This is a genomic window from Nocardia sp. NBC_01009 (assembly GCF_045208035.1).
Classification (GTDB): Bacteria; Actinomycetota; Actinomycetes; order Mycobacteriales; family Mycobacteriaceae; genus Nocardia.
This window is the reverse complement of the sequence record NZ_CP108695.1, coordinates 1,352,470-1,375,997: the sequence shown is the minus strand read 5'-3', so window position 1 is coordinate 1,375,997 and position 23,528 is coordinate 1,352,470. Positions and strand designations below refer to the sequence as shown.

At 65.9% G+C, this 23,528-nt stretch carries 19 protein-coding genes; 9 read left to right on the top strand and 10 right to left on the bottom strand.

Annotated features, from left to right (window positions below; translation table 11 throughout):
* From OHA42_RS05890 to glf, 3 genes are all read right to left on the bottom strand, one after another.
* A complete protein-coding gene (locus OHA42_RS05890; protein ID WP_328412583.1) occupies positions 1 to 513 on the bottom strand; it encodes a phosphatase PAP2 family protein in 513 nt (170 codons plus the stop codon).
* A 116-nt stretch (positions 514 to 629) separates the two neighbouring features.
* Positions 630 to 2,567, bottom strand: coding sequence for a glycosyltransferase (locus OHA42_RS05885; protein WP_406235224.1), 1,938 nt, complete (start codon positions 2,565 to 2,567; stop codon positions 630 to 632).
* A gap of 77 nt (positions 2,568 to 2,644) precedes the next feature.
* The gene (gene glf / locus OHA42_RS05880) at positions 2,645 to 3,871 is read right to left on the bottom strand and encodes a UDP-galactopyranose mutase (protein WP_406235222.1); all 1,227 of its coding nucleotides are present in this window, start codon (positions 3,869 to 3,871) and stop codon (positions 2,645 to 2,647) included.
* 246 nt (positions 3,872 to 4,117) lie between these two features.
* On the opposite strand from glf, the gene OHA42_RS05875 reads away from it, so the two are divergent.
* The gene (locus OHA42_RS05875) at positions 4,118 to 5,341 is read left to right on the top strand and encodes a hypothetical protein (RefSeq protein WP_406235221.1); all 1,224 of its coding nucleotides are present in this window, start codon (positions 4,118 to 4,120) and stop codon (positions 5,339 to 5,341) included.
* A gap of 22 nt (positions 5,342 to 5,363) precedes the next feature.
* Here OHA42_RS05875 and OHA42_RS05870 read toward each other — a convergent pair whose 3' ends face one another.
* Positions 5,364 to 6,086, bottom strand: coding sequence for an SDR family NAD(P)-dependent oxidoreductase (locus OHA42_RS05870; protein ID WP_406235219.1), 723 nt, complete (start codon positions 6,084 to 6,086; stop codon positions 5,364 to 5,366).
* Between the two features lie 107 nt (positions 6,087 to 6,193).
* Between OHA42_RS05870 and OHA42_RS05865 the strand changes: the two genes are divergently transcribed.
* A complete protein-coding gene (locus OHA42_RS05865; RefSeq protein WP_406235217.1) occupies positions 6,194 to 6,820 on the top strand; it encodes a TetR/AcrR family transcriptional regulator in 627 nt (208 codons plus the stop codon).
* Between the two features lie 312 nt (positions 6,821 to 7,132).
* Here OHA42_RS05865 and OHA42_RS05860 read toward each other — a convergent pair whose 3' ends face one another.
* The 4 genes from OHA42_RS05860 to OHA42_RS05845 form a co-directional block, all read right to left on the bottom strand.
* Positions 7,133 to 7,708, bottom strand: coding sequence for a hypothetical protein (locus tag OHA42_RS05860; protein ID WP_406235216.1), 576 nt, complete (start codon positions 7,706 to 7,708; stop codon positions 7,133 to 7,135).
* Between the two features lie 59 nt (positions 7,709 to 7,767).
* Positions 7,768 to 8,346 (bottom strand): hypothetical protein, encoded by a 579-nt coding sequence (locus OHA42_RS05855; protein WP_406235215.1) that lies wholly within the window; start codon positions 8,344 to 8,346, stop codon positions 7,768 to 7,770.
* A gap of 245 nt (positions 8,347 to 8,591) precedes the next feature.
* A complete protein-coding gene (locus OHA42_RS05850) occupies positions 8,592 to 9,356 on the bottom strand; it encodes a MerR family transcriptional regulator (RefSeq protein WP_406235213.1) in 765 nt (254 codons plus the stop codon).
* A gap of 82 nt (positions 9,357 to 9,438) precedes the next feature.
* Complete coding sequence (locus tag OHA42_RS05845; protein WP_406235211.1) at positions 9,439 to 10,377, bottom strand: EamA family transporter; 939 nt, start codon at positions 10,375 to 10,377, stop codon at positions 9,439 to 9,441.
* Positions 10,378 to 10,484: 107 nt separating this feature from the next.
* Between OHA42_RS05845 and OHA42_RS05840 the strand changes: the two genes are divergently transcribed.
* Positions 10,485 to 10,985 carry a MarR family winged helix-turn-helix transcriptional regulator gene (locus OHA42_RS05840; RefSeq protein WP_406235210.1) on the top strand — a complete coding sequence of 167 codons (501 nt, stop codon included), beginning with the start codon at positions 10,485 to 10,487 and terminating at the stop codon, positions 10,983 to 10,985.
* A 103-nt stretch (positions 10,986 to 11,088) separates the two neighbouring features.
* Here the strand turns inward: OHA42_RS05840 and OHA42_RS05835 are convergent, their stop codons facing one another.
* Complete coding sequence (locus OHA42_RS05835) at positions 11,089 to 12,477, bottom strand: SpoIID/LytB domain-containing protein (RefSeq protein WP_406235208.1); 1,389 nt, start codon at positions 12,475 to 12,477, stop codon at positions 11,089 to 11,091.
* Positions 12,478 to 12,797: 320 nt separating this feature from the next.
* On the opposite strand from OHA42_RS05835, the gene OHA42_RS05830 reads away from it, so the two are divergent.
* Positions 12,798 to 15,194 carry an N-acetylmuramoyl-L-alanine amidase gene (locus OHA42_RS05830; protein ID WP_406235206.1) on the top strand — a complete coding sequence of 799 codons (2,397 nt, stop codon included), beginning with the start codon at positions 12,798 to 12,800 and terminating at the stop codon, positions 15,192 to 15,194.
* Positions 15,195 to 15,282: 88 nt separating this feature from the next.
* On the opposite strand, the gene OHA42_RS05825 is transcribed toward OHA42_RS05830, so the two are convergent.
* The gene (locus OHA42_RS05825; RefSeq protein WP_406239111.1) at positions 15,283 to 16,083 is read right to left on the bottom strand and encodes an HAD family hydrolase; all 801 of its coding nucleotides are present in this window, start codon (positions 16,081 to 16,083) and stop codon (positions 15,283 to 15,285) included.
* A 257-nt stretch (positions 16,084 to 16,340) separates the two neighbouring features.
* On the opposite strand from OHA42_RS05825, the gene OHA42_RS05820 reads away from it, so the two are divergent.
* Genes OHA42_RS05820 through OHA42_RS05800 form a run of 5 tightly spaced genes read left to right on the top strand, consistent with a single transcriptional unit; the run spans position 16,341 to position 23,528 of the window.
* Positions 16,341 to 17,318 (top strand): ABC transporter permease, encoded by a 978-nt coding sequence (locus OHA42_RS05820; protein ID WP_406235204.1) that lies wholly within the window; start codon positions 16,341 to 16,343, stop codon positions 17,316 to 17,318.
* On the top strand, positions 17,315 to 18,235 hold the full coding sequence (locus OHA42_RS05815; RefSeq protein WP_406235202.1) for an ABC transporter permease: 921 nt from the start codon (positions 17,315 to 17,317) through the stop codon (positions 18,233 to 18,235). Before OHA42_RS05820 ends, OHA42_RS05815 begins: the two co-directional genes overlap by 4 nt.
* Entirely contained in the window at positions 18,232 to 20,082 is a 1,851-nt protein-coding gene (locus tag OHA42_RS05810; RefSeq protein WP_406235200.1) for an ABC transporter ATP-binding protein, read from the top strand. The genes OHA42_RS05815 and OHA42_RS05810 overlap by 4 nt, the downstream gene beginning before the upstream one ends.
* A gap of 24 nt (positions 20,083 to 20,106) precedes the next feature.
* Positions 20,107 to 21,816: an ABC transporter family substrate-binding protein gene (locus tag OHA42_RS05805; RefSeq protein ID WP_406235198.1), complete on the top strand. Its 1,710-nt coding sequence runs from the start codon at positions 20,107 to 20,109 to the stop codon at positions 21,814 to 21,816.
* 32 nt (positions 21,817 to 21,848) lie between these two features.
* Positions 21,849 to 23,528 (top strand): ABC transporter family substrate-binding protein, encoded by a 1,680-nt coding sequence (locus OHA42_RS05800; protein ID WP_406235196.1) that lies wholly within the window; start codon positions 21,849 to 21,851, stop codon positions 23,526 to 23,528.

Sequence of the window (23,528 nt, the reverse complement as noted above, 5' to 3'; positions counted from 1 at the left end):
TCAACCAAGGCTCTTTCTTGTCCGGTCACTATCGAGTCTCTTTTCGGCGGCAAGCACTACAGCGGCGGACGCGGCACCGAGCGCGGATCCGGCGAGCACGTCGGAGGGATAGTGCACCCCGAGCACGACCCGGGAGAGCAACATCGGTGGAACGAGCACCGCAGGCAAGGGTAGCCCGGTCAGTTTCCCGAGCAACACCGCCGCCGCCGTGGTCGAGGTCGCGTGCGAGGACGGGAAGCTCAATTTGCTCGGCGTGGAGACGTTGACCTGCACCGATGGGTCGTTCGGGCGAGGACGTCTGACGATCCGCTTGATCACGATGGACGCGGCGTGCGCACCGACCGCACCGACCGCGACCCCCGCCCACTGCCGACGCCGCGGTTTGTCCGCGAGCCAGCCGACGGCGGCGATGCCGACCCAGCCGAGCGCGTGCTCACCGAAGTGCGACATGCCGCGGGCCGCCTTGACGACCGCGGGGTTGCCGCCGATCGCCGACTGCACCGCATTGAGGATGGCGACTTCGGGCGGTGCCGGCGCGGTCGCGGTTTCGGGCGCGACGCCATGGGCCGCATGCCCGTTCGTGCTGCGCAACGCCTCGTTCACCGCCGCGCTGTCACTTGCTCCGATGCTCACTGCTGCGTGCCTTTCGTGTCGCCGATACCGAAGGCGTTCTCCCACGCGGCGATGCTGGTCAACTGCGGATGGGCAGTGCGGTAGCGCTCCTGCATCTCCGGGAAGCGCGCGGCCAGCTCCTTGCGCAGCCGCATGGCCTCCTTGAACAGGCCGAGGGCCTGCCGTGGATCGCGCTTGCGGTAGACGACGCCGCGGCCGTCGGCGGTGGTGACGGTGACGCCGTCGACCTGCGAGAGCAGGAACCACCGCGCGTCCAGGGTCGGCACATTCAGCTGCGGACGCTCATGATGCTCGGGCTGGGCCGGCCGCACGCTGTGCACGAAGCCCTTGGCGAGCCGGACCACCTTGGCGATCGGGTTGGCGGGTTCGCCGACCGCGCCGACGCCGATGTGGCTGGCCAGCGGCAGTTCGGTGGACGAGGGCAGGATCACCGCGTCGGGGTACTGCTTGCGCAGCTCGTGCACCGCGCCGAGGGCGCTCGGCAGCAGCTGGAACAGCCGCTCCGGGCCCGCGAGGAAGTCGCGAATCGCCAGGTTCTGGATGGCGACCGTCGAATACTCCAGGCACAGCAGGTGTTTCAAGGTCGCCTTGACCGTGTTCACCACCATGGCGCGGCCATTGCCGGGCAGGTGCAGCGAGGCGACGACCAGGCGGTTGCGCAGGTGGAAGTACGCCTGCCAATCGATGGCGTCGTCCTTGTCGCTCCAGGCCATATGCCAGACGGCGGCGCCGGGCAGGGTGACCGTCGGGTATCCGGCGGCACGAGCACGCAGACCGTATTCGGCGTCATCCCACTTGAGGAACAGCGGCAGCGGCTGACCGAGCTCCTCGGCGACCTGCCGCGGGATAACACAGGTCCACCAGCCGTTGAAGTCGACGTCGATGCGCCGGTGCAGCAGCTTGGAGTTGTCGCGGTCCTTCAGCGGGTACTTCGAGAAGTCGTGGTCGTACTCGACATTCGGCGCCGCGGTCCACATGAAGATGCCGCGGTCGACGACCTCGCCCATGACATGCAGGTGCGAGCGCTCCTGCAGGTTGAGCATCTGCCCGCCGACCAGGACCGGCGACTTGGCGAAACGGGCGAATGCCAGTGCGCGCAGGATCGAGTCGGGCTCGATCTCGATGTCGTCGTCCATGTAGACGATGTACTGGGCGTCGGTGGTCTTCAGCGCCTCGTACATCACCCGGCTGTAGCCGCCGGAGCCGCCGAGGTTGGGCTGGTTGTAGATGGCGAGCCGGTCGCCGAGCACCGCGGCGGCCTCGGTGAAGCCGGGCTCGTCGACCACCTTGCGGGTGCCCTGATCAGGGATGATGACGGCCTTGATCTTCTCGAGCACCAGTGGATCGGACCCGAGGGCACCGAGGGTTTTCACCGCGTCGGTCGGCCGGTTGAAGGTGGGCATGCCGACCGCGATGCTGCCGTCGCCCGGCGCCTCGATCGGGGCGTACCAGCCGCCCGCCAGCAGCGTGACCGCCGTGTCGGTGGTGATGTCGAACCAGATCCAGCCGCCGTCCTCGAACGGGCCGAGATCGGTCTCGAACTCGACGTGCACCGATTCGGTGCCGGGCGCGACGGCGAACTCCTTGCCCTGCACGTGGATTCGCGAGCCGTCCGCCTTCGAGCGGTAGACGTCGACGCGGCCGTGTCCGGCCAGCTCCAGCCGCAGCACCACCGATTCCAGGATGCTCCAGCGCCGCCAGTAGCTCGCGGGCAGTGCGTTGAAGTAGGTGCAGAACGACACCTCGGATTCCGCGCCGACCGACAGCGAGGTGCGGGTGGCGGCGTGCGCGCGCCGTGCGTTGGTCGCCGACTCCTCGACGTAGAGGGTGCGCACGTCCAGCGGCTCACCCGGCCTGGGCAGGATGATGCGCTGTAGCAGCGACTTCGCGCGGGTTTCGGTGGTCATATCTTCCAAGATCGACTGGGAGGTCATCCGTTACTTTCGGTCTCAGTGCGGGTCACCCGCACCCGGTCGGCTTCGACGAGCCGGGCTTCGCGAGTGTGACTCATCTACGCCTCATCCGCGAGCAGCTCGCCCGATTCCAGGTGCGGCCGCAGCACATTGTCGAACATGCTGAGCGCGCTGCCGATGGCCATGTGCATGTCAAGGTACTGATAGGTGCCGAGGCGGCCGCCGAAAAGGACCTTCTCCGTTGCGGTTTCCTTCTTGGCGAGGGCGCGGTAAGCGGCGAGCTTGGCGCGGTCCTCGGGAGTATTGATCGGGTAGTACGGCTCGTCGCCGGTCTGCGCGAAGCGGGAGTACTCGCGCATGATCACGGTCTTGTCGTTCGGGTAGCTGTCGCGCTCGGGGTGGAAGTGGCGCGGCTCGATGATGCGGGTGTAGGGCACGTCCGCATCGTTGTAGTTCACCACCGAGGTGCCCTGGTAGTCGCCGGTCGGCAGCACTTCGGTCTCGAAATCGATGGTGCGCCAGCCGAGTTCGCCCTCGCTGTAGTCGAAGTAGCGATCCACCGGGCCGGTGTAGACCACCGGTGCGTCCGGGTTCTCGGCGCGGATCTGCTCGCGCACGTCGAACCAGTCGGTGTCGAGCCTGACCTCGATCAGGTCGGCGGCGGCCATGTTCTCCAGCCACTTCGTGTAGCCCTGTGCGGGCAGGCCCTCGTAGGCGTCGTTGAAGTAGCGGTTGTCGAAGGTGTAGCGCACCGGCAGGCGGGTGATATTGCCCGCGGGCAGTTCCTTCGGGTCGGTCTGCCACTGCTTGGCGGTGTAGTCCCGGACGAACGCCTCGTAGAGCGGGCGGCCGATCAGCGAGATCGCCTTTTCCTCCAGGTTCTGCGCGTCCTTGGTCTCGACCTCGGCGGCCTGTTCGGCGATCAGCGTGCGCGCCTCGTCGGGGGTGAAGTAGCGACCGAAGAACTGGGAGATCAGGCCGAGACCCATCGGGAACTGGTAGGCCTGCCCCTTGTGCATCGCGAAGACACGGTGCTGGTAGCCGGTGAACTCGGTGAACTGGGTGACGTAATCCCACACCCGCTTGTTCGAGGTGTGGAACAGGTGCGCACCGTACTTGTGCACCTCGATACCGGTTTCCGGCTCCGGCTCCGAATAGGCGTTGCCACCGAGGTGGTAGCGGCGGTCGATCACCAGCACTCGCTTGCCGAGCAAGTTGGCGGTGCGTTCGGCGACGGTCAGCCCGAAGAATCCGGAGCCGACGACGATCAGATCGAACTGTGAGGCGGTGGGGACGGAGTTACCCGAGGACGATGCGGCGGTCACGGGAGCCCAGCGTATCGGAAGTCTCCGCGCTGTCCTGGCGGAGTCACCGGGCGGGCTGAGCGGCCCTGCTCCAGCCGGTGGTTTCGTCTGGAGAACATCCGAATTTCGCCGAAAGTTTGCCGAAACCGCAATGTGACCGCAATAAAGCCGCTATTACATAGGCACTCGAATTGAGCGGGCGTCCAGTTTGTTGGCGGATGCCGGTTCGAGCCGCACCACCGCCCGATCGACCGGAAGACCTCGCACATGCGGATGCCACGCCCCCTCGCCCCACTCATCGGGCTTCTCGCCCTGTTCACCGTCCTCGGCAGTGCGGTCCTCGTCCCCACCGCACAGGCCGCCGAGGCCGACTCGCTGGCAGGCACACCGATCGCCGACGGCGCGGGGCTGTGCGTGACAGGCGCGCCGACCTTCGACGATGTGGTGACCGCCGCCGCGACCGCCGTGCGCACCATGGTTCCGATCGACCGGCTCGGCGACTTCGACCGCACCGTCACCGACTTCCGCGGCACCATCGCCGCGGTTCGAGTCCATCGAGATGGGTTGCCGATCGATCCGGCCACGGCGGGTGGACGGGTGGAGTTCCTGGACGATCCGATCGTCACCTACCTGGTCAACGGCCTCGACGCGGTGCGCACCGGGCGGCTCGACACCACCATGTCGGTGTCGCGGCTCACCGTGAACGATGCGATCGAGGTGTTCGTCCTCGCTACCCGAATCGTGAAGATCCCGACCCAGCTGGCAGCGAGCTTGGTGCCCAGCGTCGGTTTCCTCCTGAAGCCGGTGGTCGGCGCGGCGTTCAGCGGTGTGAAGCTGCTGGCACGCAAGGTGCAGGACTTCATCGCTGCCAACTGCGCCGCGCCGAACGCCTACCCGAAGCTGGTGCTCGACGAATCCGAGATCGGCACCGAGCGCGTCGAAGTGCCCGCGCCCATCGTGGATCTCGCCAATACCCTGATCCGCGCCGACGGCTCCTGCACGCCGCTGGCCGAGCTGACCACCCACACCCTGGTCGAACGCACCCGAAACTTCCTCGAGCACGCCGACCTGCCGCTGGACCGTCCGGCCATGAACGCCGCCGCCGACTCTGTGCAAAACTTCCTGCGCGAAAACCGCGTCGCCGAGATCGCGCTGCTGCGCCGCACCGAAGAGCTCGGCCCGTTGGTCAGCGCGATGGATTACGGACCGCTGACCTTCCTCACCAACCTCGGCTTCGGCATCTACGAGGGCAAGGCGCTCGACACTGTGCCGCTGTCCGAGGTTCGCGTCGAGCATGCCTTCGACCTCGCGACGTTGGCCTTGGATGTAACCAGCTTGCTGCTGACCGCGGGCGCCACGGTGCTCGGGTTCACCGGCGTCGCGGCGTCGGTCACGACCCCGCTGTCGATCGTGCAGACCCTCGCCTTCGCCCCGACGACCTATGGCGCGCCGGTCATGAAGGGCGTCATGCAGTCGATGTGCGCGGTGTAGTCACTGCTCGGACGAACCAGCGTCAGTCGGGGAAGCCGACCTCCACCTCGACCTCGGTGCGCTCGGTGTACATGCGCCAATAATGTTCGCCCAGTTCGTCATTGCCCATTCTGGCGATCTCGACACCGGGCGGCACCAGCTCGGGATGCTCGTCGACGATGCGTTCGGCCTTGCTGTTGCCGATCAGCACGCCGATGTTGAGCAGTCCGACATAGACGCCGGTGCCCGCGAGTTCGACGTCGAGTTGACGGATATAGGTGCGCTGCGCGCCGAGGATGACGCCGAAGTTGGACAGATAGGGCAGCACAAACCGGTCCGACGACCCGGAGGAGAAGAGCAAGGTGCCCGCACCGCGCTCGACCATCGCGGGTGCGAGCGCGCGGGTCATCCAGATCGGTGAGTAGAGCTTCAGTTCGAGCGGGACGCGCAAGGCTGCCGCGTCCACGTCCAGCGTGGTCGGGGTCCGGTCGGCCATGTCGGCCGCCGCACCGTGCAGCGCGACGTCGATCTGCCCGAACGTGCCGGTGATGTCGTCGACCACACCGCGCAGCTGCGCTTCGTCGGTGAGATCCGCGGGAAAGGCGGCAGCCTCGATGCCTTCCGCGGCCAGCTCCTCGACGTGCTGCGCGGCCTTGTCCGGATTCCGGCCGATCACCGCGACCCGGAAGCCCTCGCGGCCGAACCGCCGCCCGGTCCCCATGCCGAGCCCCGGCCCGAACCCGAATATCGCGATCGTCTTCGTCATGCCACTACCTCACTATGTTGAGCCATGGTTCAAGTTCACTGCGACCGTAGCATTAACTTGAACCCATGCTCAAGATAAATCGAGCAGCAGATTTGTAGGATCGGCAAATGCCCGAGGACAAGCCGTTACGCAGCGACGCCCGCCGCAATAGGGACGCGCTCGTGACCGCTGCCAGGGAAGTGTTCGAAGAACGCGGTCTCGACGCACCCCTGAAGGAGGTCGCCGCCCGCGCCGGCGTCGCCATCGGCACCCTCTACAACCGCTTCCCCACCCGCGACGACCTCATCGCCGCCGCCGTCGAGGACCGCATCGAAGCGGGCGGACGCATCGCCGAACAGGCCATCGCCATCGACGACCCCTGGGACGCCTTCACCTACCTCGTCGAGAAGGTCTGCGAACTCCAAGCGAGTGACCGCCTACTCAGCGACCTGTCACTGCGCGCAGCCCCCAGCGCCGCCATCGCGCACGCCCAGGAACACGGCCACGGCCTGATGCGCCGAATCATCATCCGCGCGCAGGAAGCCGGCGTCCTGCGCCCCGACTGGGTCCTGGAGGACATCGCCTTCATCACCTGGTCCCACACCCGCATAGTCGAAGCCACCGCCACCGTGGCCCCCGACCTCTGGCGCCGCCACCTGGCCCTGATCCTCGACGGCCTCCGCGCCTCCGCCGCCCACCCGCTCCCGGTTCCCCCGATCACCGAGGACCAACTGATGCAGGCCATGCGCGGCTGAGCGAATCGAAAGGCGCTCAGGTATGCGAGCTACTGCTGGGGCCATCGATGATGCCGATCGGGGCGCCGGAACCGAGGCCGGCGATGATTCCGATCGAGCCGCCGACGATTCCGGTGCACGACAGGACGAGCAACATGATCCGACCTGTTCGCGGTTCGCGGAATACTGTTGCGCCGCAACCAATGACGATCGATGCCGACCACAGCCGTTTCGCTCGACGAGAGAGTCGAGGTGTGCTCCGCGGTCAGTAGACCGAGCCGTCCACGACGCTGAGCAGATCGGTTAGATCGCGCAATGCGGGCCGCGAGGCCGTCAGTAGACCGGCTCGTCCAGATGTGGAACGGCGCGGCGGCGAGGGGGTGCCGCTACCCAACGAGCGGTGTAGCTCGATGCCGCGGTGAGGAAGGTGACGAGGGGGACGACCATTGCGGTCAGGCCGGCGAGCCAGTCCGTGTGAACGAGGGCCGTGAGGGTGCCGACCAGGCCGAATGTCGACTCGAGGGCGTCGGCGGCGCGGGTCCCTTCACCGAACCAGTGGATGCCGTATCTGAATTCGTAGTGGGTGAGCGAACAGGCAAGGGCGACAAGGGCGATGGCCATCATCAGGCCCGAAGCGACGGTGAGGGTATAGCGGCCGGTCTCGTCACGGCGCAACAGCAGGATTGCGCCGTAGATCAGCGCGAAGGCCAACAGCAGGGCGCCGAGGGTCGCGAAGATGGTGAGGGAGTTGTCGAATTCGTCCGGGTCGCTGCGGAATGCGATCAGCAGCATGCCCGCTCCGATCAGGTTGCTCGCACCGAGGACAAGGCCGAGGACCCCCGCCGCTGTCGCCGGCACTCCGCTCGGTTCCGAGTACGGGGCTGCGCCCGAATTCACAGTGGCATCCACAGCTCGACCGTAGTCGGTGATCGGTGTCCGCACTGGACATCCAGGTAGCCCGGAAACAGCTACGGGTATCGCGGCAGGCGGCCCGCAGCGATCCAGCGGCCTGTCGAACTCCACGCGGCCAGAATCAAGGTGAGCAGCGGAGGGCCCGCGCCGATCGCAACGACCATCGCAAGATCGGAATCGGCGAGCGCGTCGATGCCACCGAGGGCGCCGACGCCGAATATCGGTAGGGCGGCGACGAACAATGCCAGAACCGCTCCGAGAATCACCATGACCCTTCCGGTCTGCTTGCGACACAACAGCAGAACGGCACCGAGGACCAGCAGAAACGCGATGAGTCCGACGCCACCGAACCACACGGCGTAGACGGTGTCGAGCCGGACCCGAGTGGACGCGATAGAGCCGTCCCTCGCGGTGAGCGGACCGTGGCGGTCCCGCCAATCCAATAACGCGAACACCGTGCTGATCGTGTGCTGCACACCACCGATCAGCGCCAATATCCCTGCGGTGATGGCAGTTCCGCCGCCGGGCCGTGGCTGGTAGCCGGGCGGCGGCGGGTAGCCGGGCCGCTGTGGATAGACGGGCACCTGCGGATAGATGTGCTGCGGATTCCCTGCGTGACCATACGGATAGTTCATCGAGCCCCCCTCGTCCCTGCTGGCGAACTCTACCCTCCGCGAGCACTCGAATCGAGTGCTCGGCGTGGACCTCTCCCGCCGACACAGTCACCGCCGAGTGGCACACGATATTCGAGCGCCCATCCCCAGAGATGGTCTGCCGAACAACCAGCCCACGCGCGTCTACTGCCGCGGCCGAGCCGAAAGCGCCCGCATGTCCTGTGACATGCGGGCGCTCTACCTTGTTGCGACCGAATAGTTTCCGGCTACCGCAGCCGGTTCTCGGCATAAACCTTCATCGCGTCACGCACGAATTCGGCTGTGCCCTCGCCGTGTAGGTCGTAGTTCTTCCTGAACCGCGGGTCGGCGACGTACATTTCGCCGAGACCGATGAAGGCTTCGGCAGTGAGCTGCCAGCCGTCGCCGAGCCAGTCACGGTGTCGTTGTGCGATGGCCTGGACCTCGTCACTGTCGGGTGTGCGCCCTGCGGCGCGCGCCCGGCCGTAGTCGGCCGCGATGTCGATATGCGTTTGCTGGTGTGCCTTCTTGTCGGCCTCACTCAGCGAACGCCACCAACGGTCGCCGCTCTCGTAGGCGTCCTTGCCCCAGCGTTCGATCACCTCATCCTTGTATTGGGTGTGGTCGAACCCATCGAAAACTTCTGCTGCCATGAGTTGTTCACCTCGTTCCGTCTTGTGCAGCGTGGTGGTCACCGATTCGATCTGGCGCCGGATCCGATCCTGTTCCTGCCGTAGCAGTTCCAGATGCGCGCGCAGTGCGGTGGTGGTGCCCTGTTGTCCGGCAAGAACTTCGGCGATGGCAGGCAGGCCGAGGCCGAGTTCTCGCAGCAGCAGGATGCGTTGCAGTCGCACTAGGGAGTTCTGGTCGTAGTAGCGGTACCCGTTGGCGCCGATTCGGCTCGGCGGCAGTAGCCCGAGCTGCCCGTAGTGGCGCAGTGTCCGGCTGGTGGTGCCTGCCGCTTTGGCCAGGTCCTGGATGGACCATTCGCCGGTGCGGGTGGCCGATGTCATGACCCTTTCCCTTCGTTCTCGTCGGTACTACCAGCTTGCAAGTTGACGTTACGTCAATGTCAATACTTTTCTCGGCGAACTCCTAGCGGGCCGGGACGGGCACCGGCGCACCCGGCTCTTCGGGCAGCGCCGCGGGTGCAGGCTTGCCTGCCAGCTGACCGAGCAGGGTGCCGACCAACGCGATCACCATGCCGAGCACCTGCAGGGGAGTAAGCGCCTGACCGAGCGCGACCCAGCCGATCACCGCCGCCGACACCGGACTGAGCAGCCCGAGGAAGGCGATCGAGGTGGCAGGCACCCGGGAGATGCCGCGGAACCACAGCCAGTACGCCACCGCGGTGCCGATGATGCCGAGGTACAGGTAGCCACCGACTGCACGGCCGTCGAGCGCGGGCGGCGCGCCCTCGATCAGGACGGCCAGCGGCGCGATGAACAATCCGCCCGCGGTGAGCTGCCAGCCGGTGAGCGCGAGTGGACCGACACCATCGGGCCGTCCCCAGCGCTTGGTGAGCACCGTACCCAACGACATCGACGCGGCGCCGGCGAGTCCGGCGATCACTCCGAGCGTGTCGAGTTCGGCATTGCCCCGCAGCACCACGAGTGCGACGCCGAAAACACCGACCAGACCGGCGATGATCTTGCGCCCGGTCGGCTTCTCCGCGAGCACCATCGCCGCGAAGCCGAGTGCGATCATCGGCGCCACCGCACCGAGCACGCCCGCGACACCGCCCGGCAGCCGGTAAGCGGCCAGGAACAGCAGCGGGAAGAACGCCCCGATATTGAGGATGCCGAGCACCGCGGCCCGTCCGATCCAGATGCCGCGGGGCAGCACCCGCGTGAGGGCGAGCAGCACGAGCCCGGCGGGCAGCGCACGCATGAGCGCGGTGAACAGCGGCCGGTCCGGGGGCAGGAACTCGGTGGTGACGGCATAGGTCGAGCCCCAGACGATCGGGGTCAGGGCGGTGAGCGCCAGGGTGCCCGCGTAGGAACCTGCGGCGCGCGGGGCGGTGGTTGTGGTCATGTCGGTCGCTCCTCATTGATAATCTCAACGTTGAAATATCTACCGCACCAGGTGTCTCATCGTCAAGTTGATTAATGTTAAGATTCTTAAGAGCGAGAGGAGCTCTCATGGGAGACGCTGTGGACCTGATCACCGAACACTGGAGCCGCGAACGCCCCGATGTGGATGTCTCACCGATGCAGGTGATCGGGCGGATCAGCCGCCTGTCGCGCGTGGTCGAACAGGACCTGAAGAAGTTCTTCGCGGGCCACGGCATGGAGTTCTGGGAGTTCGACGTGCTGGCCACGCTGCGGCGCTCCGGCGGCGAAACCGGGCTCACCGCAGGCGCTTTGAACCGAGCGGCCATGGTGACCTCCGGCGCGATCACCAATCGCATCGACCGACTCGCAGCCAAGGGTCTGGTGGAACGCATGCCCGATCCCGAGGACCGCCGATCGGTCCGGGTTCAGCTCACCCCGACCGGCCGCACCCTGATCGACGACCTACTCCCCCTCCACATGGCAAATGAGCAGCGCATGCTGAAGACGCTGGATCCCGCGGCGCGCGAACAGCTGGCGGGCCTGTTGCGCAACCTGTCCGAGTCCCTGGGCGACACCTCGCTGGATTGACCTGCACCGCCGCTTCGGGGTCAGCTTTCGCGCGAAAGACGAACCGCCCGACACGCCGGCGGCTTCGGAAACCCTCGGCCTCGAAAACACTTCTCGGGCAATGTCATCGAACCGATCGGCGTTCGTCTCCGGTCGGACCGCCGGACGGGATGGCAGTGTTCGGCGTCGGACCTGGCGTCGGGGTCGACGCGGTTTTCGGTGCGACGGTGTGCCCCGGCGCAACGATGCTCGCGGGCGACATCGCATCGGCAAACGGCACGGCGGCACCCGAAGACGTCGCCTGATCGGCCGGCGACTCGGGCACCAGCTCCATCAGCCTGGTGAAGTCGACGACCCGAGCACCGAGCGTCGGCGTCGAAACGATGATGCCATTGGTGAACATCCGATAGGTGCCCGCCTGCTGTGGCAGCGCCATCTCGGGCCCCAAAGGCTGTCCGACCGAGCTGTTCACGCCGCCGATCCGCCGGTACTCGATATCGATCGGCGACTCACCGACGACGGTCCGGGTGCGCGGATCCGATGGAGCAAAGACTGTCTGGTCGGCGGGTCCGGGTTCGACTGGCAACGGCCCCAATTCGCCCGGCGTCGGGCCGACGGCGAAGGTATAGATATCGGCCGGCTCGCCACCGTCGGGCGCGGCGGAGTATTCCGCACGCAGGATCCGTCCGTCACGTAGCAGGACCATGCCCGCGGTGGCGACTACCGCGGCCGCCGCACGCGGATCTTCCTTGTCGGTACCGGGATATGCCTGACAGTCGGTGGTGTCGCAGGTCTGCGCGTAGGGGTAGCGGTGTTCGGCAAGGGCATACGAACGAGCTGCGATCGCTTGAGCGCGAAGGGCTTCCGCCGCACCTTTGTCCGCCCAATTGGCCTGCACCTCGGCGGGCACCACACCGAGCAGGTAGTCCTCCACGTCGACCCGGTTGACCGTGTGCGCCTCGCCGTTCTCCGTCGCCACACCGAGCGCGCCCCGGTACGCAAAGCCGCCGCACAGGGTCAGATGTTCAGCGGCGGGTCTGCCGGGCGTTCGGTCGAGCGGATAGATCCACGGGTCGTCGGTCGTGGAGTGCCACACCACCTCGCCATCACAGCCGGTGGTGACGACCACATTCGCGCCGCCGTCGGCCAACGCTGTGAGATGAGCGGCCTGGCCTGCGGCGAGCTCCCGTCCCGCGACCCGACCGCCGGCTTCGGCGTAGGCGTCCAGGGTGGAGTCGTCCTGTTCGATGAGCCGCACCGCGACCGTGGTGTGCGGGATCCGGCCAAGGTCTGCGCCCGGGTAGTAGTGCTCGAGAATCCGTTCGGCCGACAACCCCTCGAGCGCGCTGTCGAACGCGCCGACCTGACTCATGCCACGTCCGTGCCCGGGCCCGGCCAGCGGTCGATATCCCGTTTGCCCTGGCCAACCCCAGAATGCGAGAAGTACACCCACAGCGAGCAGCACACCACCGGTGATCAGCACCGGACGCACGGATATTACGGACCGTGCCATCGGGCCGCGATATCCGCGGACCGAGCGCGGTATGCGCGCACCCCATTTCGCCGGTAATTGTCGCTGCGCCCGTGCGCTTTCATTTCGGTGCTGTCTGCGTCGCATCCGTTCACTCCCACGGTTTCCAGGACCGGATCGGTTGCCTGCCTGTCGGCATGTCGCGCCATCCGGTCGCAATCCGAGAGCTACATTCGAGCAATCATATTAATCCTCAACAAGAGGTTTAGATATGTGACAGTTGTAAACTAGTGTGATTGTTGAGGCATCAGGAAGCAAGCATGACTTCTTTTTCACAGATCGCCGGTTCGACCTGATTGGAGATGCTCGTGCCGTACCGCAAACCGAAACGTTCCTACGTAATCCCGGTTGTCACCACGCTCGCGGTAGCGGCCCCGCTCGCAGCATTGACCATGAGCGATTCCAGCGATTACCGCTCGACCACCGATAGCGAGCTGGCTGCTGTACCCGCACAACTCGCCGAAATGGCGCTGGCCTCCGCCCCCGACATCACGCTCCCGCTGCGGGATCTCACCGGCCTCGACCTGCCGGACCTGCATCTGTCCGACCTGCGCATGCTGCCATTGCCATCGTCGCTACGGATTCCCGATGGTCTGCCGCTGCCACCAGGCATTCAGCTACCCCGGGAAATTCCATTACCCAAGCTCAATTCCGGCCAGAGCCCGACAGCGCCGGGCCCCAGCCCGAATTCCGGTTCGAGCCGAAATATCCCTGGTCAGAGCGAATTCGCTCCCGGGCAGTTTCCAACAGCTCCCGGACAGCGCCCCAACGCCGGCCAGTACACCGCCCCGAGCCGAACGGCTCCCACGCCGCCGATCCCGGGCCGCGCCCCGATCGCGAGCTTCATCGCCGACACCAGCCTGCTGGAACCGGGAACTACCCCCGACACACCGGCATTGGCGCCCGGCGCCGTCCCGCCCGACCTGGTCGACCAGGTCGGCGCGCAGGTCAAAGAACTCAGCCGCGAAACACCGTTCAGCGTGGTCGCACTCACGGCAAAAGATCTGGTGAACACCAACGCCATGGTCCGGGCCCGCCAACCCGACGGCGCATGGGGGCCCTGGTACGACACCGAGGCCGTCGACACCCGGCGCACCGACCATGCCCCGGCAGGCGGCACCACCGGTACGGAACCGATCTATGTCGGCGACACGGAGGCCGTGCAGATCCTGGTGACCCGCAAGCCCGTTGCGTCGACAATGCCGCAGGAGCCCGCGACCCCTATGCCGCCGACACCTGCCGCCGCGCGCTCCGACGACCCGGCCCAGATCAATGCCGCGGCCATGAACGCGGTCCTCATCGATCCCGGCCGCGGCGCCATCGACGGCGAACTGTCCAACGTCGCCGCGGCACTGCCCGGCGGCGGCCCGAACGTGATCACCCGCGCCCAGTGGGGCGCCGACGAATCGATCCGCTGCGAGGAGCCGACCTACGACGCGGACGGCGTCGGCGCGGTGACCGTGCACCACACCGCGGGGCGCAACGACTACAGCAAGGCCGAGTCCGCGGGCATCGTCCGCGCGATCTACGCCTATCACGCAACAACGTTGGGCTGGTGCGACATCGGCTACAACGCCCTCGTCGACAAGTACGGACAGATCTTCGAGGGTCGCTTCGGCGGACTAGATCGCCCGGTGCAGGGCGCGCATGCGGGCGGATTCAACGAAAACACCTCGGGTGTGTCGTTGATGGGCAACTACGAGTCGGAGGAGCCCTCGGACGAGGCGATCAACGCCATCGGCAAGTTCGTCGGCTGGAAGACGAAGGTCGCGGGCCTCGACCCGAAGGGGTACACCACCATGTACTCCGAAGGCACCGAATTCACCTCCTACGCCCAAGGTGAGAGCGTCCGGCTGCCGATAGTGTTCGCGCACCGCGACGTCGGCAACACCAGCTGCCCCGGTGACGCCGCCTACGCGATGATGGATCGCATTCGCGACATCGCCGCGAGCGGCGCGGGACATTCCAGCGCGCCAGCACAGACCACCCAACCGCAGACCGGTAATACGCAGACGCAGAACGGCACTCAGCAACAGACCGCACCGCATGCGCAGTCCGACCTCGCCACGCTTGCCGCGCTGACCAACGAGCTGCTCGCCATAGTGAACGAGAGCGGAATCGCCAGGTACTGGTTCGACCACGGCGGCCCGACCGGCATGCTCGGCGCCGCGAAGTCGCTGCTGCTTCCGGCGGCCCAGGGCCAGCAGTACGCCAAGTTCACCAATGGGTATGTGTATTCCGCACCCGACGGCCAGGTGTACGCGGTGATGGGTGCGCTCCTCGACCGCTTCCTCGCACTCGGCGCCGACGCGGGCGTGCTCGGCCTGCCGCTGAGCAATTCCTACCCGGTGCCCAATGGCCTGCGTTCGGACTTCCAATACGGCTCACTGGTTTTCAACCAGCTGACCGGCATCGTCACCACGGTGTGGAAGACCTACAACGACACCTACCAGCAGGAAATGGGGCGCAAACCGAACAACCGGATCGCCGCACCCGGACCGGCGCCCGCACCGGCGCCCGGCGTCGCACCTACCGCAGTGCCGGGCGATGCTCCTGCACATGGCGCTGATCCGGCACCGGCACCCGAGGCCGCTCCGGCCCCGGGGGTCGCTCCGGCACCCGAGACCGCTTCGACACCGGGGGTCGCTTCGGCACCAGAGACTGTGCCCGCACCAGAAGCCGGTCCGGCCCCGGAGTAGGACCCACCGCTGCAATGTTTCGAAAGTTGTTGCAGCACAACATATTGAGCCGCCATCGATTGGTCCACCCGAGACCAACCGAGCCGACTCAGACCCACCAGCGTTCCAGCACCCGCGCAACCCCGTCCTCCGAATTCGCCGCGGTGACCTCGTTGGCGGCGGCAAGCGCCTCCGGGTGTGCGTTGGCCATCGCCACCCCGTGCCCGACCATGGTGAGCATCGGAACATCGTTGGGCATATCGCCGAACGCGATGATCGTCGAATGCTCCACCCCTAGCCGTTGTGCCACCGAGGCCAGCCCGGAGGCCTTGGTGACGCCCGGTGCGGACAGCTCGATCAGGCCGTGATCGGTCGAATAGGTGATGTCGGCGCGGTCCCCGATCAGTGGCGCGAGCACCGCGCGCATATCGGCGCTGCTTGTTCCGCGTAGTCGGACCAGCATTTTGATCGCGGGCGCGTCGATGACCTCGCTGCGGGACACGGCGGTGTCGTCAGGATTCAGCCAGGCGTGTTCGTATTCGGGCGAGCTCACGAACTGCGGCGTCACCGCGTCGTGCGCGCGGGCGCCGACGCGTTCGGCGGCGAGACCGCAGCCGGGCAGCGCGCGTTCGGCCAGATCCGCGATCCACACCAGGGTCTCCACGTCCAATGTCTTGCTCGCCAGCACCCGATCGGTGGCACTGTCGTAGATCACCGCACCGTTGCCGCAGACACACAACGGCGCGTAACCGAGACCGTCGACCACCGGATCGATCCAGCGCGGCGGCCGACCGGTCGCGAGGACGAACGGCACGCCATCGGCGACCAGGGCGTCGATCGCCGCCTTGGTCCGCGCGGTGACCCGCTCGTCGTGATCAATGAGGGTGCCGTCGACATCGGTGGCAACCATCTTCGGTTTGGGCAGGTCCAGGCGAGTCACCTACGCCATCCTGCCGGAAAACAGTCTCGAGACGATCGCGATGCGCGTCAGGAGGGCGGTCGAGGCCATATCGCGTCGTCGGTCCCGGTCCCCGGCTGGGACTTCGGAGATCCGACAGAATAAAGGACATGCCGAACCACCGCGTGGCACGCGCGCGGCCACCCACGTCCTTATGATCAGGGGCTAATACTCACGCTGGCCCGCCCAGCCGTAAGACCAGAGGACTGATGACCGGCTTCCTGCTACGACGCGCGCTCAATTATGTCGTGCTGTTGCTGCTGGCCTCGTTCCTGACGTTCAGCCTTGCTTCGCTGACGTTTCGGCCGTTGGACAGTCTCGAACAGCGCAACCCGCGGCCACCGCAGGCGGTGATCGACGCCAAGGCCGAGCAGCTGCATCTCAACGATCCGATTCCGCAGCGCTACGTGACCTGGCTGAAGGGTGTCTCGCACGGTGACTTCGGCACCACGCTTGCCGGACAGCCGGTCAGCGAGGAGTTGCCGCGCCGCGTTGCGGTCAGTCTGCGACTGCTGATCATCGGTTCGCTGGTCGGCACCGTGCTGGGCGTACTGATCGGCGCGGCGGGGGCGATCCGGCAATACAAATTCAGCGACTATTTCACCACGGTCGTGTCGCTGCTGGTCCTGAGCACTCCGGTGTTCTTGCTCGCCACCTTGTTGAAATATGGTGCGCTGGAAGTAAACTCGCTCACCGGTTCGCAGATCTTCCTCTATACCGGTGAAACCTCGGCGAATACGGTCACCGGCGTCTGGCCGCAGCTGCTCGACCGCCTCCAGCACCTGGTGCTGCCGACGGCGGGCCTCGCGCTCGGCGGTATGGCGGGCTACAGCCGTTATCAGCGCAACGCCATGCTCGATGTGCTGCAGAGCGACTTCATTCGCACCGCCCGCGCCAAGGGGCTGACCCGCAGCAAGGCGCTGTACAAGCACGGCCTGCGCACCGCGCTGATTCCGATGGCGACGCTGTTCGCCTATAGCCTCGGCGGCCTGATCACGGGCGCGACGTTCACCGAGAAGATCTTCGGCTGGCACGGCGTCGGCGAGTGGCTCGTCGACTCGATCAACGCCCAGGATCTCTACGTGGTGGTGACAGTGACGGCCTTCGCCGGGCTGGTGGTACTGGTGTCGGGTCTGCTCTCCGACATCGTGTACGCGATTCTCGACCCCAGGGTGCGTGTGGGATGACAGAAGCCGAAATCATTGTTCAGGGCGCGCCCGAGATAGCCGCCTCCGGCAGACGCAAGCTCGTCTGGCGCCGGTTCCTGCGCAATAAGCCCGCCATCGCGGGCGCGACGGTGCTGATCGCACTGTTCGTCGCCAGCTTCGCGCTGCCGCCGCTGCTGGCCTACGACTATCAGCAGCTGGACTACACCGCGCTGCTGAAGCCACCGAGTGCCAAGCATCCCTTCGGCACCACGCAGATCGGCCAGGACGTGCTGGCGCAGACGCTGCGCGGCCTGCAGAAATCGCTGGTCATCGGCCTGTGTGTCGCACTGTTCTCCACCGCCATCGCCGCCACGGCGGGCTCGCTGGCCGGCTTGCTCGGCGGCTGGACCGACCGGGCGATCATGTGGGTGGTCGACCTGCTGCTGGTGGTGCCCAGCTTCATCATCATCGCGCTGTTCGCACCGCGCACGAAGGGCAGCGGATCCATCGCCTTGCTGATCGTGCTGCTCGCTGCATTCGGCTGGATGATCAGCGCGCGCATCGTGCGCGGCCTGACCCTGAGCCTGCGTGATCGCGAATTCGTCAAGGCCGCCCGGTACATGGGTGCGCCGACCCGGACGGTGATCGTCAGTCACATCATTCCGAATATCGCGTCGATCCTGATCATCGACACCACGCTCAGCGTCGGTGCGGCGATCATGGCCGAAACCGGTTTGAGCTTCCTCGGTTTCGGTGTGCAGCCGCCCGATGTGTCGCTCGGCTCGCTCATCGCAGCGGGCACCAAATCGGCGCTGACCTACCCCTGGCTGTTCCTGTTCGCCGGTGGCCTGTTGATCATCACCGTGCTGAGCGCGAATCTGGTCGGCGACGGCCTGCGCGACGCGTTCGATCCGGGCGCCAAGCGGGCCCGCTCGCGGAAGAAAGCGAAACCATGACGGGAGCAAGTTCGACCGCACCCCTGCTCGAGGTCACTGATCTGCGAGTCTCGTTCCCCAGCGAGGAGGGCCGGATCGACGCGGTGCGCGGGGTGAACTACACGGTGTCCGACGGTGAAGTACTCGCTATCGTCGGCGAATCCGGTTCCGGCAAGTCGGTGTCGTCGCTCGCGGTGATGGGGCTGCTGCCGGAGCAGGCGCGCATCAACGGATCCATCCGATTGCGCGGGCGCGAGCTGCTCGGCCTCGGTGACCGCCAAATGTCCAAACTGCGCGGCAGTTCCATCAGCATGGTGTTCCAGGACCCGCTTTCGGCGCTGACCCCGGTGTACCGAGTGGGCGATCAGGTCGCCGAGGCGCTGCTCGCGCACGGCACGATGGGCAAGAAGGAAGCCGCCGAGAAGGCAGTGGAACTGCTCGACCTGGTCGGCATCCCCGAGCCCGCGGTGCGCGCCACCATGTTTCCGCACGAGTTCTCCGGCGGCATGCGCCAGCGCGTTGTCATCGCAATGGCGATCGCCAACGATCCCGCGCTGATCATCTGCGACGAGCCGACCACCGCACTCGATGTGACCGTGCAGAAGCAGATCCTGAATCTGCTCCGCAAGGCGCGCGACATCACCGGCGCCGGCGTCATCATGATCACCCACGACATGGGCATCGCCGCCACTCTCGCCGACCGGGTCGCGGTCATGTACGCGGGCAAGATCGTCGAAACTGCCACCACCACAGAACTTTTCAATGCACCGCGGATGCCGTACACGGTGGGGCTGCTCGGCTCCATTCCGCGCATCGACGGCCCGGCGCGCAGTCCGCTGATCCCGATCGTCGGCGCACCGCCCGCGATGCACTCGCTGCCACCCGGCTGCTCCTTCGCGCCGCGCTGCCCGATCGCCATCGACGATTGCCGGGCGGCCGAACCACCGCTGGAGAAGACCAACCCGGGGCACTCCGCCGCCTGCATCCGCACCGCGGAGGTCGGTTCGAAGGAACTGTTCGAGGCCTACCGTCAGGAGATCTCCGAACCGCAGACCGAGGCCGCTACCGAAGACCGTGTGGTGTTGAAGGTTTCGGAGCTGGTGAAGACCTTCCCGATCACCTCGGGTGTGGTGTTCCGGCGCCGCAAAGGCGAGGTGCGCGCGGTCGACGGCATCAGCTTCGAAGTCCGCGCCGGCCGCACACTGGCGCTGGTGGGCGAGTCCGGTTCCGGAAAATCCACCACGCTCACCCAGATTCTGGACCTGGTCCGGCCCGAATCCGGCAGCATCGAGATCATGGGCAGCGATGTCGCGACCCTGACCAAGGCGCACAAGCGGGAGATCCGCAGGAAGATGCAGATCGTCTTCCAGGATCCGACCGCGTCATTGGACCCGAGGCTGCCGATTTTCGACGCACTCGCCGAGCCGCTGCGCATCGATGGCCGTTCACGCGCCGACATCGCTCGACGGGTACCGGAACTGCTCGAACAGGTCGGCCTGCGCCCGGAACACTCCGATCGCTACCCGGCCGATTTCTCCGGCGGCCAGAAGCAGCGCATCAGCATTGCCCGCGCGCTGGCCTTGGATCCGGAGCTACTCGTGCTCGACGAGCCGGTGTCCTCCCTGGACGTGTCGATCCAGGCAGGCGTGCTGAACCTACTGCGCGACCTACAGATCGAACGCGGACTGTCCTATCTGTTCGTCTCGCACGACCTGTCGGTGGTCCGCAACCTGGCCCACGACATCGCGGTGATGTACCGCGGCAAGATCGTCGAATCCGGTCCGGCGGAACAGATTTTCGCCGATCCGCGCAATGAGTACACCAGGGCGCTGATCGACGCGATTCCGGTTCCGGCCGTGAGCCGGTAGCGGCCGGGAGCAAAGGAGAGCGCAATGCGGATCCGATCGAGCCGAGCCGGGATGGGCTCAACCCGAATGCCCGCACTGCGATGTGCCGCGGTGGCGGTCGCGCTCGGCCTGATCGCGACCGGCTGTGGCGCAGAAGACTCCGACGCGGGCAAGGGGCTGTCGGACGCGCTCGGCACCACCAGCGATATCAACCCGCGCAACCGCGACGACATCCGCGAGGGCGGCAACCTGCGCCTGGTGACGACCACGTTTCCGGCGAACTGGAACACGCTGTCCAACGACGGAAACGACGGCGAAATCGCCGATATCGAACGACCGATGATGCCGCGCTCCTTCACCACCGATGCGGCGGGCGAGCTTTCGGTGAACAAGGACTACTTCACCGACATCGCGCTGACCGGCACCAACCCGCAGCAAGTCACCTACACGATCAACCCGAAGGCCGTCTGGTCCGATGGCAACCCCCTCACCTGGGAGGACATCCGCTCCCAGGCCAACGCCCTGCGCGGGGCCGACAAACGCTTCCTGATCGCGATCACCAACGGTTTCGAGTTCGTCGACAAGGTGGAACGCGGTGTCGACGACCGGCAGGCGGTGCTCACCTTCAAGCACCCGTACGCGGAATGGCGCGGCCAGTTCGCGGGCAATGCGTCACTGTTCCCGAAATCCGTGACCGCAGACCCGGATTCGTTCAACAACAGTCTCCTCGACGCCATGGGACCGAGTGCGGGCCCGTTCGTGGTGCAGTTCACCGATCGCTCGCAGGGCCGAATCGTGTTGGGCCGCAACCCGAAATGGTGGGGTGCCACGCCGAAGCTCGACACCATCACCTACAGCGTGCTCGACCACCCGGCGTGGGTGGGGGCGTTGCAGAACAACGAAATCGACCTGGTCCGGCTCAACAGCATCGACGAGGTCAAAACGGTGCGCAACACCCAGGGCCTGGCACTGCGCCGCGCACCGGGCAACCGGTGGCGGCACATCACGTTCAACGGAGCACCGGGCTCCATCCTCGCCGATCCGCAGGTGCGGGTCGCCATCTCCAAGGCCATCGACCGGCAAGGCATCGCGACCGCAACCCAGAACGGCCTCGTCGAGAATCCGAAACCGCTGAACAACCACATCTTCCTGCAGGGCCAGGAAGGCTACCGGGACAACAGCCTCGGCTTCGATCCGGCCGCAGCCGCCAAGGAACTGGACGCACTCGGCTGGAAGCTCAACGGTGATGTCCGCGAGAAAGACGGACGCAAGCTGATCATCCGCGACGTTATGTACAACGACCCGCTGTGGGTGCAGATCGCCCAGATCATCCAGCAGAACCTGGCACAGATCGGCGTCAAGCTGACCATCGACACCAAGCCGGGCGCGGGATATTTCACCGATGTCATCCAGCCCGGTGACTTCGACGCTGCCCAGTTCATCTTCCAGGGTGACGCGTTCCCGCTCGGCAGCATTCGGCAGATCTACCGCTACGACCCGAACGACCTCCAGGGTAACTACGGCCGCATCGGCTCACCTGAGCTCAACGACCTCATCGATCGCACCCTCGCGGAACTCGATCCGACGAAGGCGATCGAGTTGGCCAACGAGGTGGATCGAAAGGTGTTCGAGGAGGGCCATTCCCTGCCGCTGACCCAATCCGACGGCAGCTTCGGTGTCCGTGCCGAGTTGGCCAATATCGGCTCCCCCGGGCTCGCGACCTACGACTACACCACCATCGGCTTCCTGAAGTAACCCAGCAGCATCGCTGCGGAAAGGAGCGGACCATGCGGATTCGTTCATGGACGACACGACTGGCGATCCCCCTTGTCACGGTCGGCTTGATCGCGGCCGGGTGTAGTTCGGATGAGGAGGCCGCGCCGGAAGGCGCTGCCGCCGCGCTCGGCACCACCAACGACATCAACCCGAAAGATGTCAGCGAACTGCGCGACGGCGGCAATCTACGCCTCGCCATCGGCGCACTGCCGCAGAACTGGAATGCGCTGCACAACGACGGAAACGACGCCGACACCGGCGGGCTGCTGCGCCCGGTGATGCCGCGGGCATTCAAAACCAATGCGGCAGCCGAACTCTCGGTCAACACCGACTACTTCACCGATGTCGCACTGACCGGCACCGAGCCACAGCAGGTCACCTACACGATCAACCCGAAGGCCATCTGGTCCGACGGCACCCCGATCACGTGGGAAGACATCAAATCCCAGGCCAACGCGCTCAGCGGGGCCGATAAATCGTTCCTGATCGCGAACAACACCGGCTTCGACCGGGTCGAGAAGGTCGAGCGCGGTGTCGACGACCGGCAGGCCGTCATCACCTTCAAGAAGCACTACGCCGACTGGCGCGGACAATTCGCGGGCAACACGTTCCTGTACCCCAAGTCCGTCACGGCCACCCCGGAGGCTTTCAACAAGAGCCAGCTCGACGGCCTCACGCTGTCATCGGGTCCGTTCATCATCCAGTCGGTGGACCGGGCACAGGGCCGGGTCGTGCTCGGTCGTAACCCCAAGTGGTGGGGCGACACACCGAAACTCGACACCTTCACCTTCAGTGTGCTCGACAGTGCCGCGCTGCTGCCCGCGCTGCAGAACAACGAGATCGACGCGGTCGGCCTCGCCAGCAGGGACGAGTTGAAGACGGCGCGCAACACTAACGGCATCGCGATCCGCCGCGCACCGGGAAATAGCTGGTCGCACCTGACGTTCAATGGGGCGCCCGGATCGATCCTCGCCGATCAGGGTGTGCGCGTGGCGATCTCGAAGGCCATCGACCGGCAGGGCATCGCAAGTGCCATCCAGAACGGCCTCGTCGAGAACCCGAAGCCGCTGAACAACCACATCTTCCTGCAGGGCCAAGACGGGTACCAGGACAACAGCCTCGGTTTCGATCCGGCCGCGGCGGCCAAGGAGCTGGACGCGCTCGGCTGGAAGCTCAATGGTGAGGTCCGCGAGAAGGACGGCAGGAGGCTGGAAATCCGCGACATCATGTACAACCAGGACGTCTGGGTGCAGATGGCGCAGATCATCCAGCAGAATCTCGCTCAAATCGGCGTCAAGCTGACCATCGAAACCAAGTCGGGCACAGGCTTTTTCACCGATGTCATCCAGCCGGGCAATTTCGATGTCGGGCAGTGGACCTGGGTGGGCGACCCCTTCCCGCTCGGTAGCCTCATCCAGATCTACGGCTACAACCCGAACGATTTGCAGGGCAACTATGGGCGCATAGGTTCGCCGGAGCTCAACGACCTGATCGAGCAGACCATCTCCGAACTCGACCCGAAGAAGGCCATCGAACTGGCGAATCAGATCGATCGCAAGGTGTTCGAGGAGGGGCATTCCCTGCCGCTGATGCAGTCACCGGGCAATGTCGCGGTCCGGGCGAACCTCGCGAACTACGGCGCGACCGGGCTGGCATCCTACGACTACACCAAAATCGGTTTCCTGAAGTGA

Bases quoted from the DNA above. Each gene is read 5' to 3' on its own strand.
- OHA42_RS05835 (WP_406235208.1), bottom strand. From the start codon at position 12,477: ATGGCACGGTCCGTAATATCCGTGCGTCCGGTGCTGATCACCGGTGGT.
- OHA42_RS05865 (WP_406235217.1), top strand. From the start codon at position 6,194: ATGCCCGAGGACAAGCCGTTACGCAGCGACGCCCGCCGCAATAGGGAC.
- OHA42_RS05820 (WP_406235204.1), top strand. From the start codon at position 16,341: ATGACCGGCTTCCTGCTACGACGCGCGCTCAATTATGTCGTGCTGTTG.
- OHA42_RS05840 (WP_406235210.1), top strand. From the start codon at position 10,485: ATGGGAGACGCTGTGGACCTGATCACCGAACACTGGAGCCGCGAACGC.
- OHA42_RS05800 (WP_406235196.1), top strand. From the start codon at position 21,849: ATGCGGATTCGTTCATGGACGACACGACTGGCGATCCCCCTTGTCACG.
- OHA42_RS05875 (WP_406235221.1), top strand. From the start codon at position 4,118: ATGCGGATGCCACGCCCCCTCGCCCCACTCATCGGGCTTCTCGCCCTG.
- OHA42_RS05850 (WP_406235213.1), bottom strand. From the start codon at position 9,356: ATGACATCGGCCACCCGCACCGGCGAATGGTCCATCCAGGACCTGGCC.
- OHA42_RS05885 (WP_406235224.1), bottom strand. From the start codon at position 2,567: ATGACCTCCCAGTCGATCTTGGAAGATATGACCACCGAAACCCGCGCG.
- OHA42_RS05845 (WP_406235211.1), bottom strand. From the start codon at position 10,377: ATGACCACAACCACCGCCCCGCGCGCCGCAGGTTCCTACGCGGGCACC.
- OHA42_RS05825 (WP_406239111.1), bottom strand. From the start codon at position 16,083: ATGGTTGCCACCGATGTCGACGGCACCCTCATTGATCACGACGAGCGG.
- OHA42_RS05815 (WP_406235202.1), top strand. From the start codon at position 17,315: ATGACAGAAGCCGAAATCATTGTTCAGGGCGCGCCCGAGATAGCCGCC.
- OHA42_RS05855 (WP_406235215.1), bottom strand. From the start codon at position 8,346: ATGAACTATCCGTATGGTCACGCAGGGAATCCGCAGCACATCTATCCG.
- OHA42_RS05870 (WP_406235219.1), bottom strand. From the start codon at position 6,086: ATGACGAAGACGATCGCGATATTCGGGTTCGGGCCGGGGCTCGGCATG.
- OHA42_RS05810 (WP_406235200.1), top strand. From the start codon at position 18,232: ATGACGGGAGCAAGTTCGACCGCACCCCTGCTCGAGGTCACTGATCTG.
- OHA42_RS05830 (WP_406235206.1), top strand. From the start codon at position 12,798: ATGCTCGTGCCGTACCGCAAACCGAAACGTTCCTACGTAATCCCGGTT.
- OHA42_RS05805 (WP_406235198.1), top strand. From the start codon at position 20,107: ATGCGGATCCGATCGAGCCGAGCCGGGATGGGCTCAACCCGAATGCCC.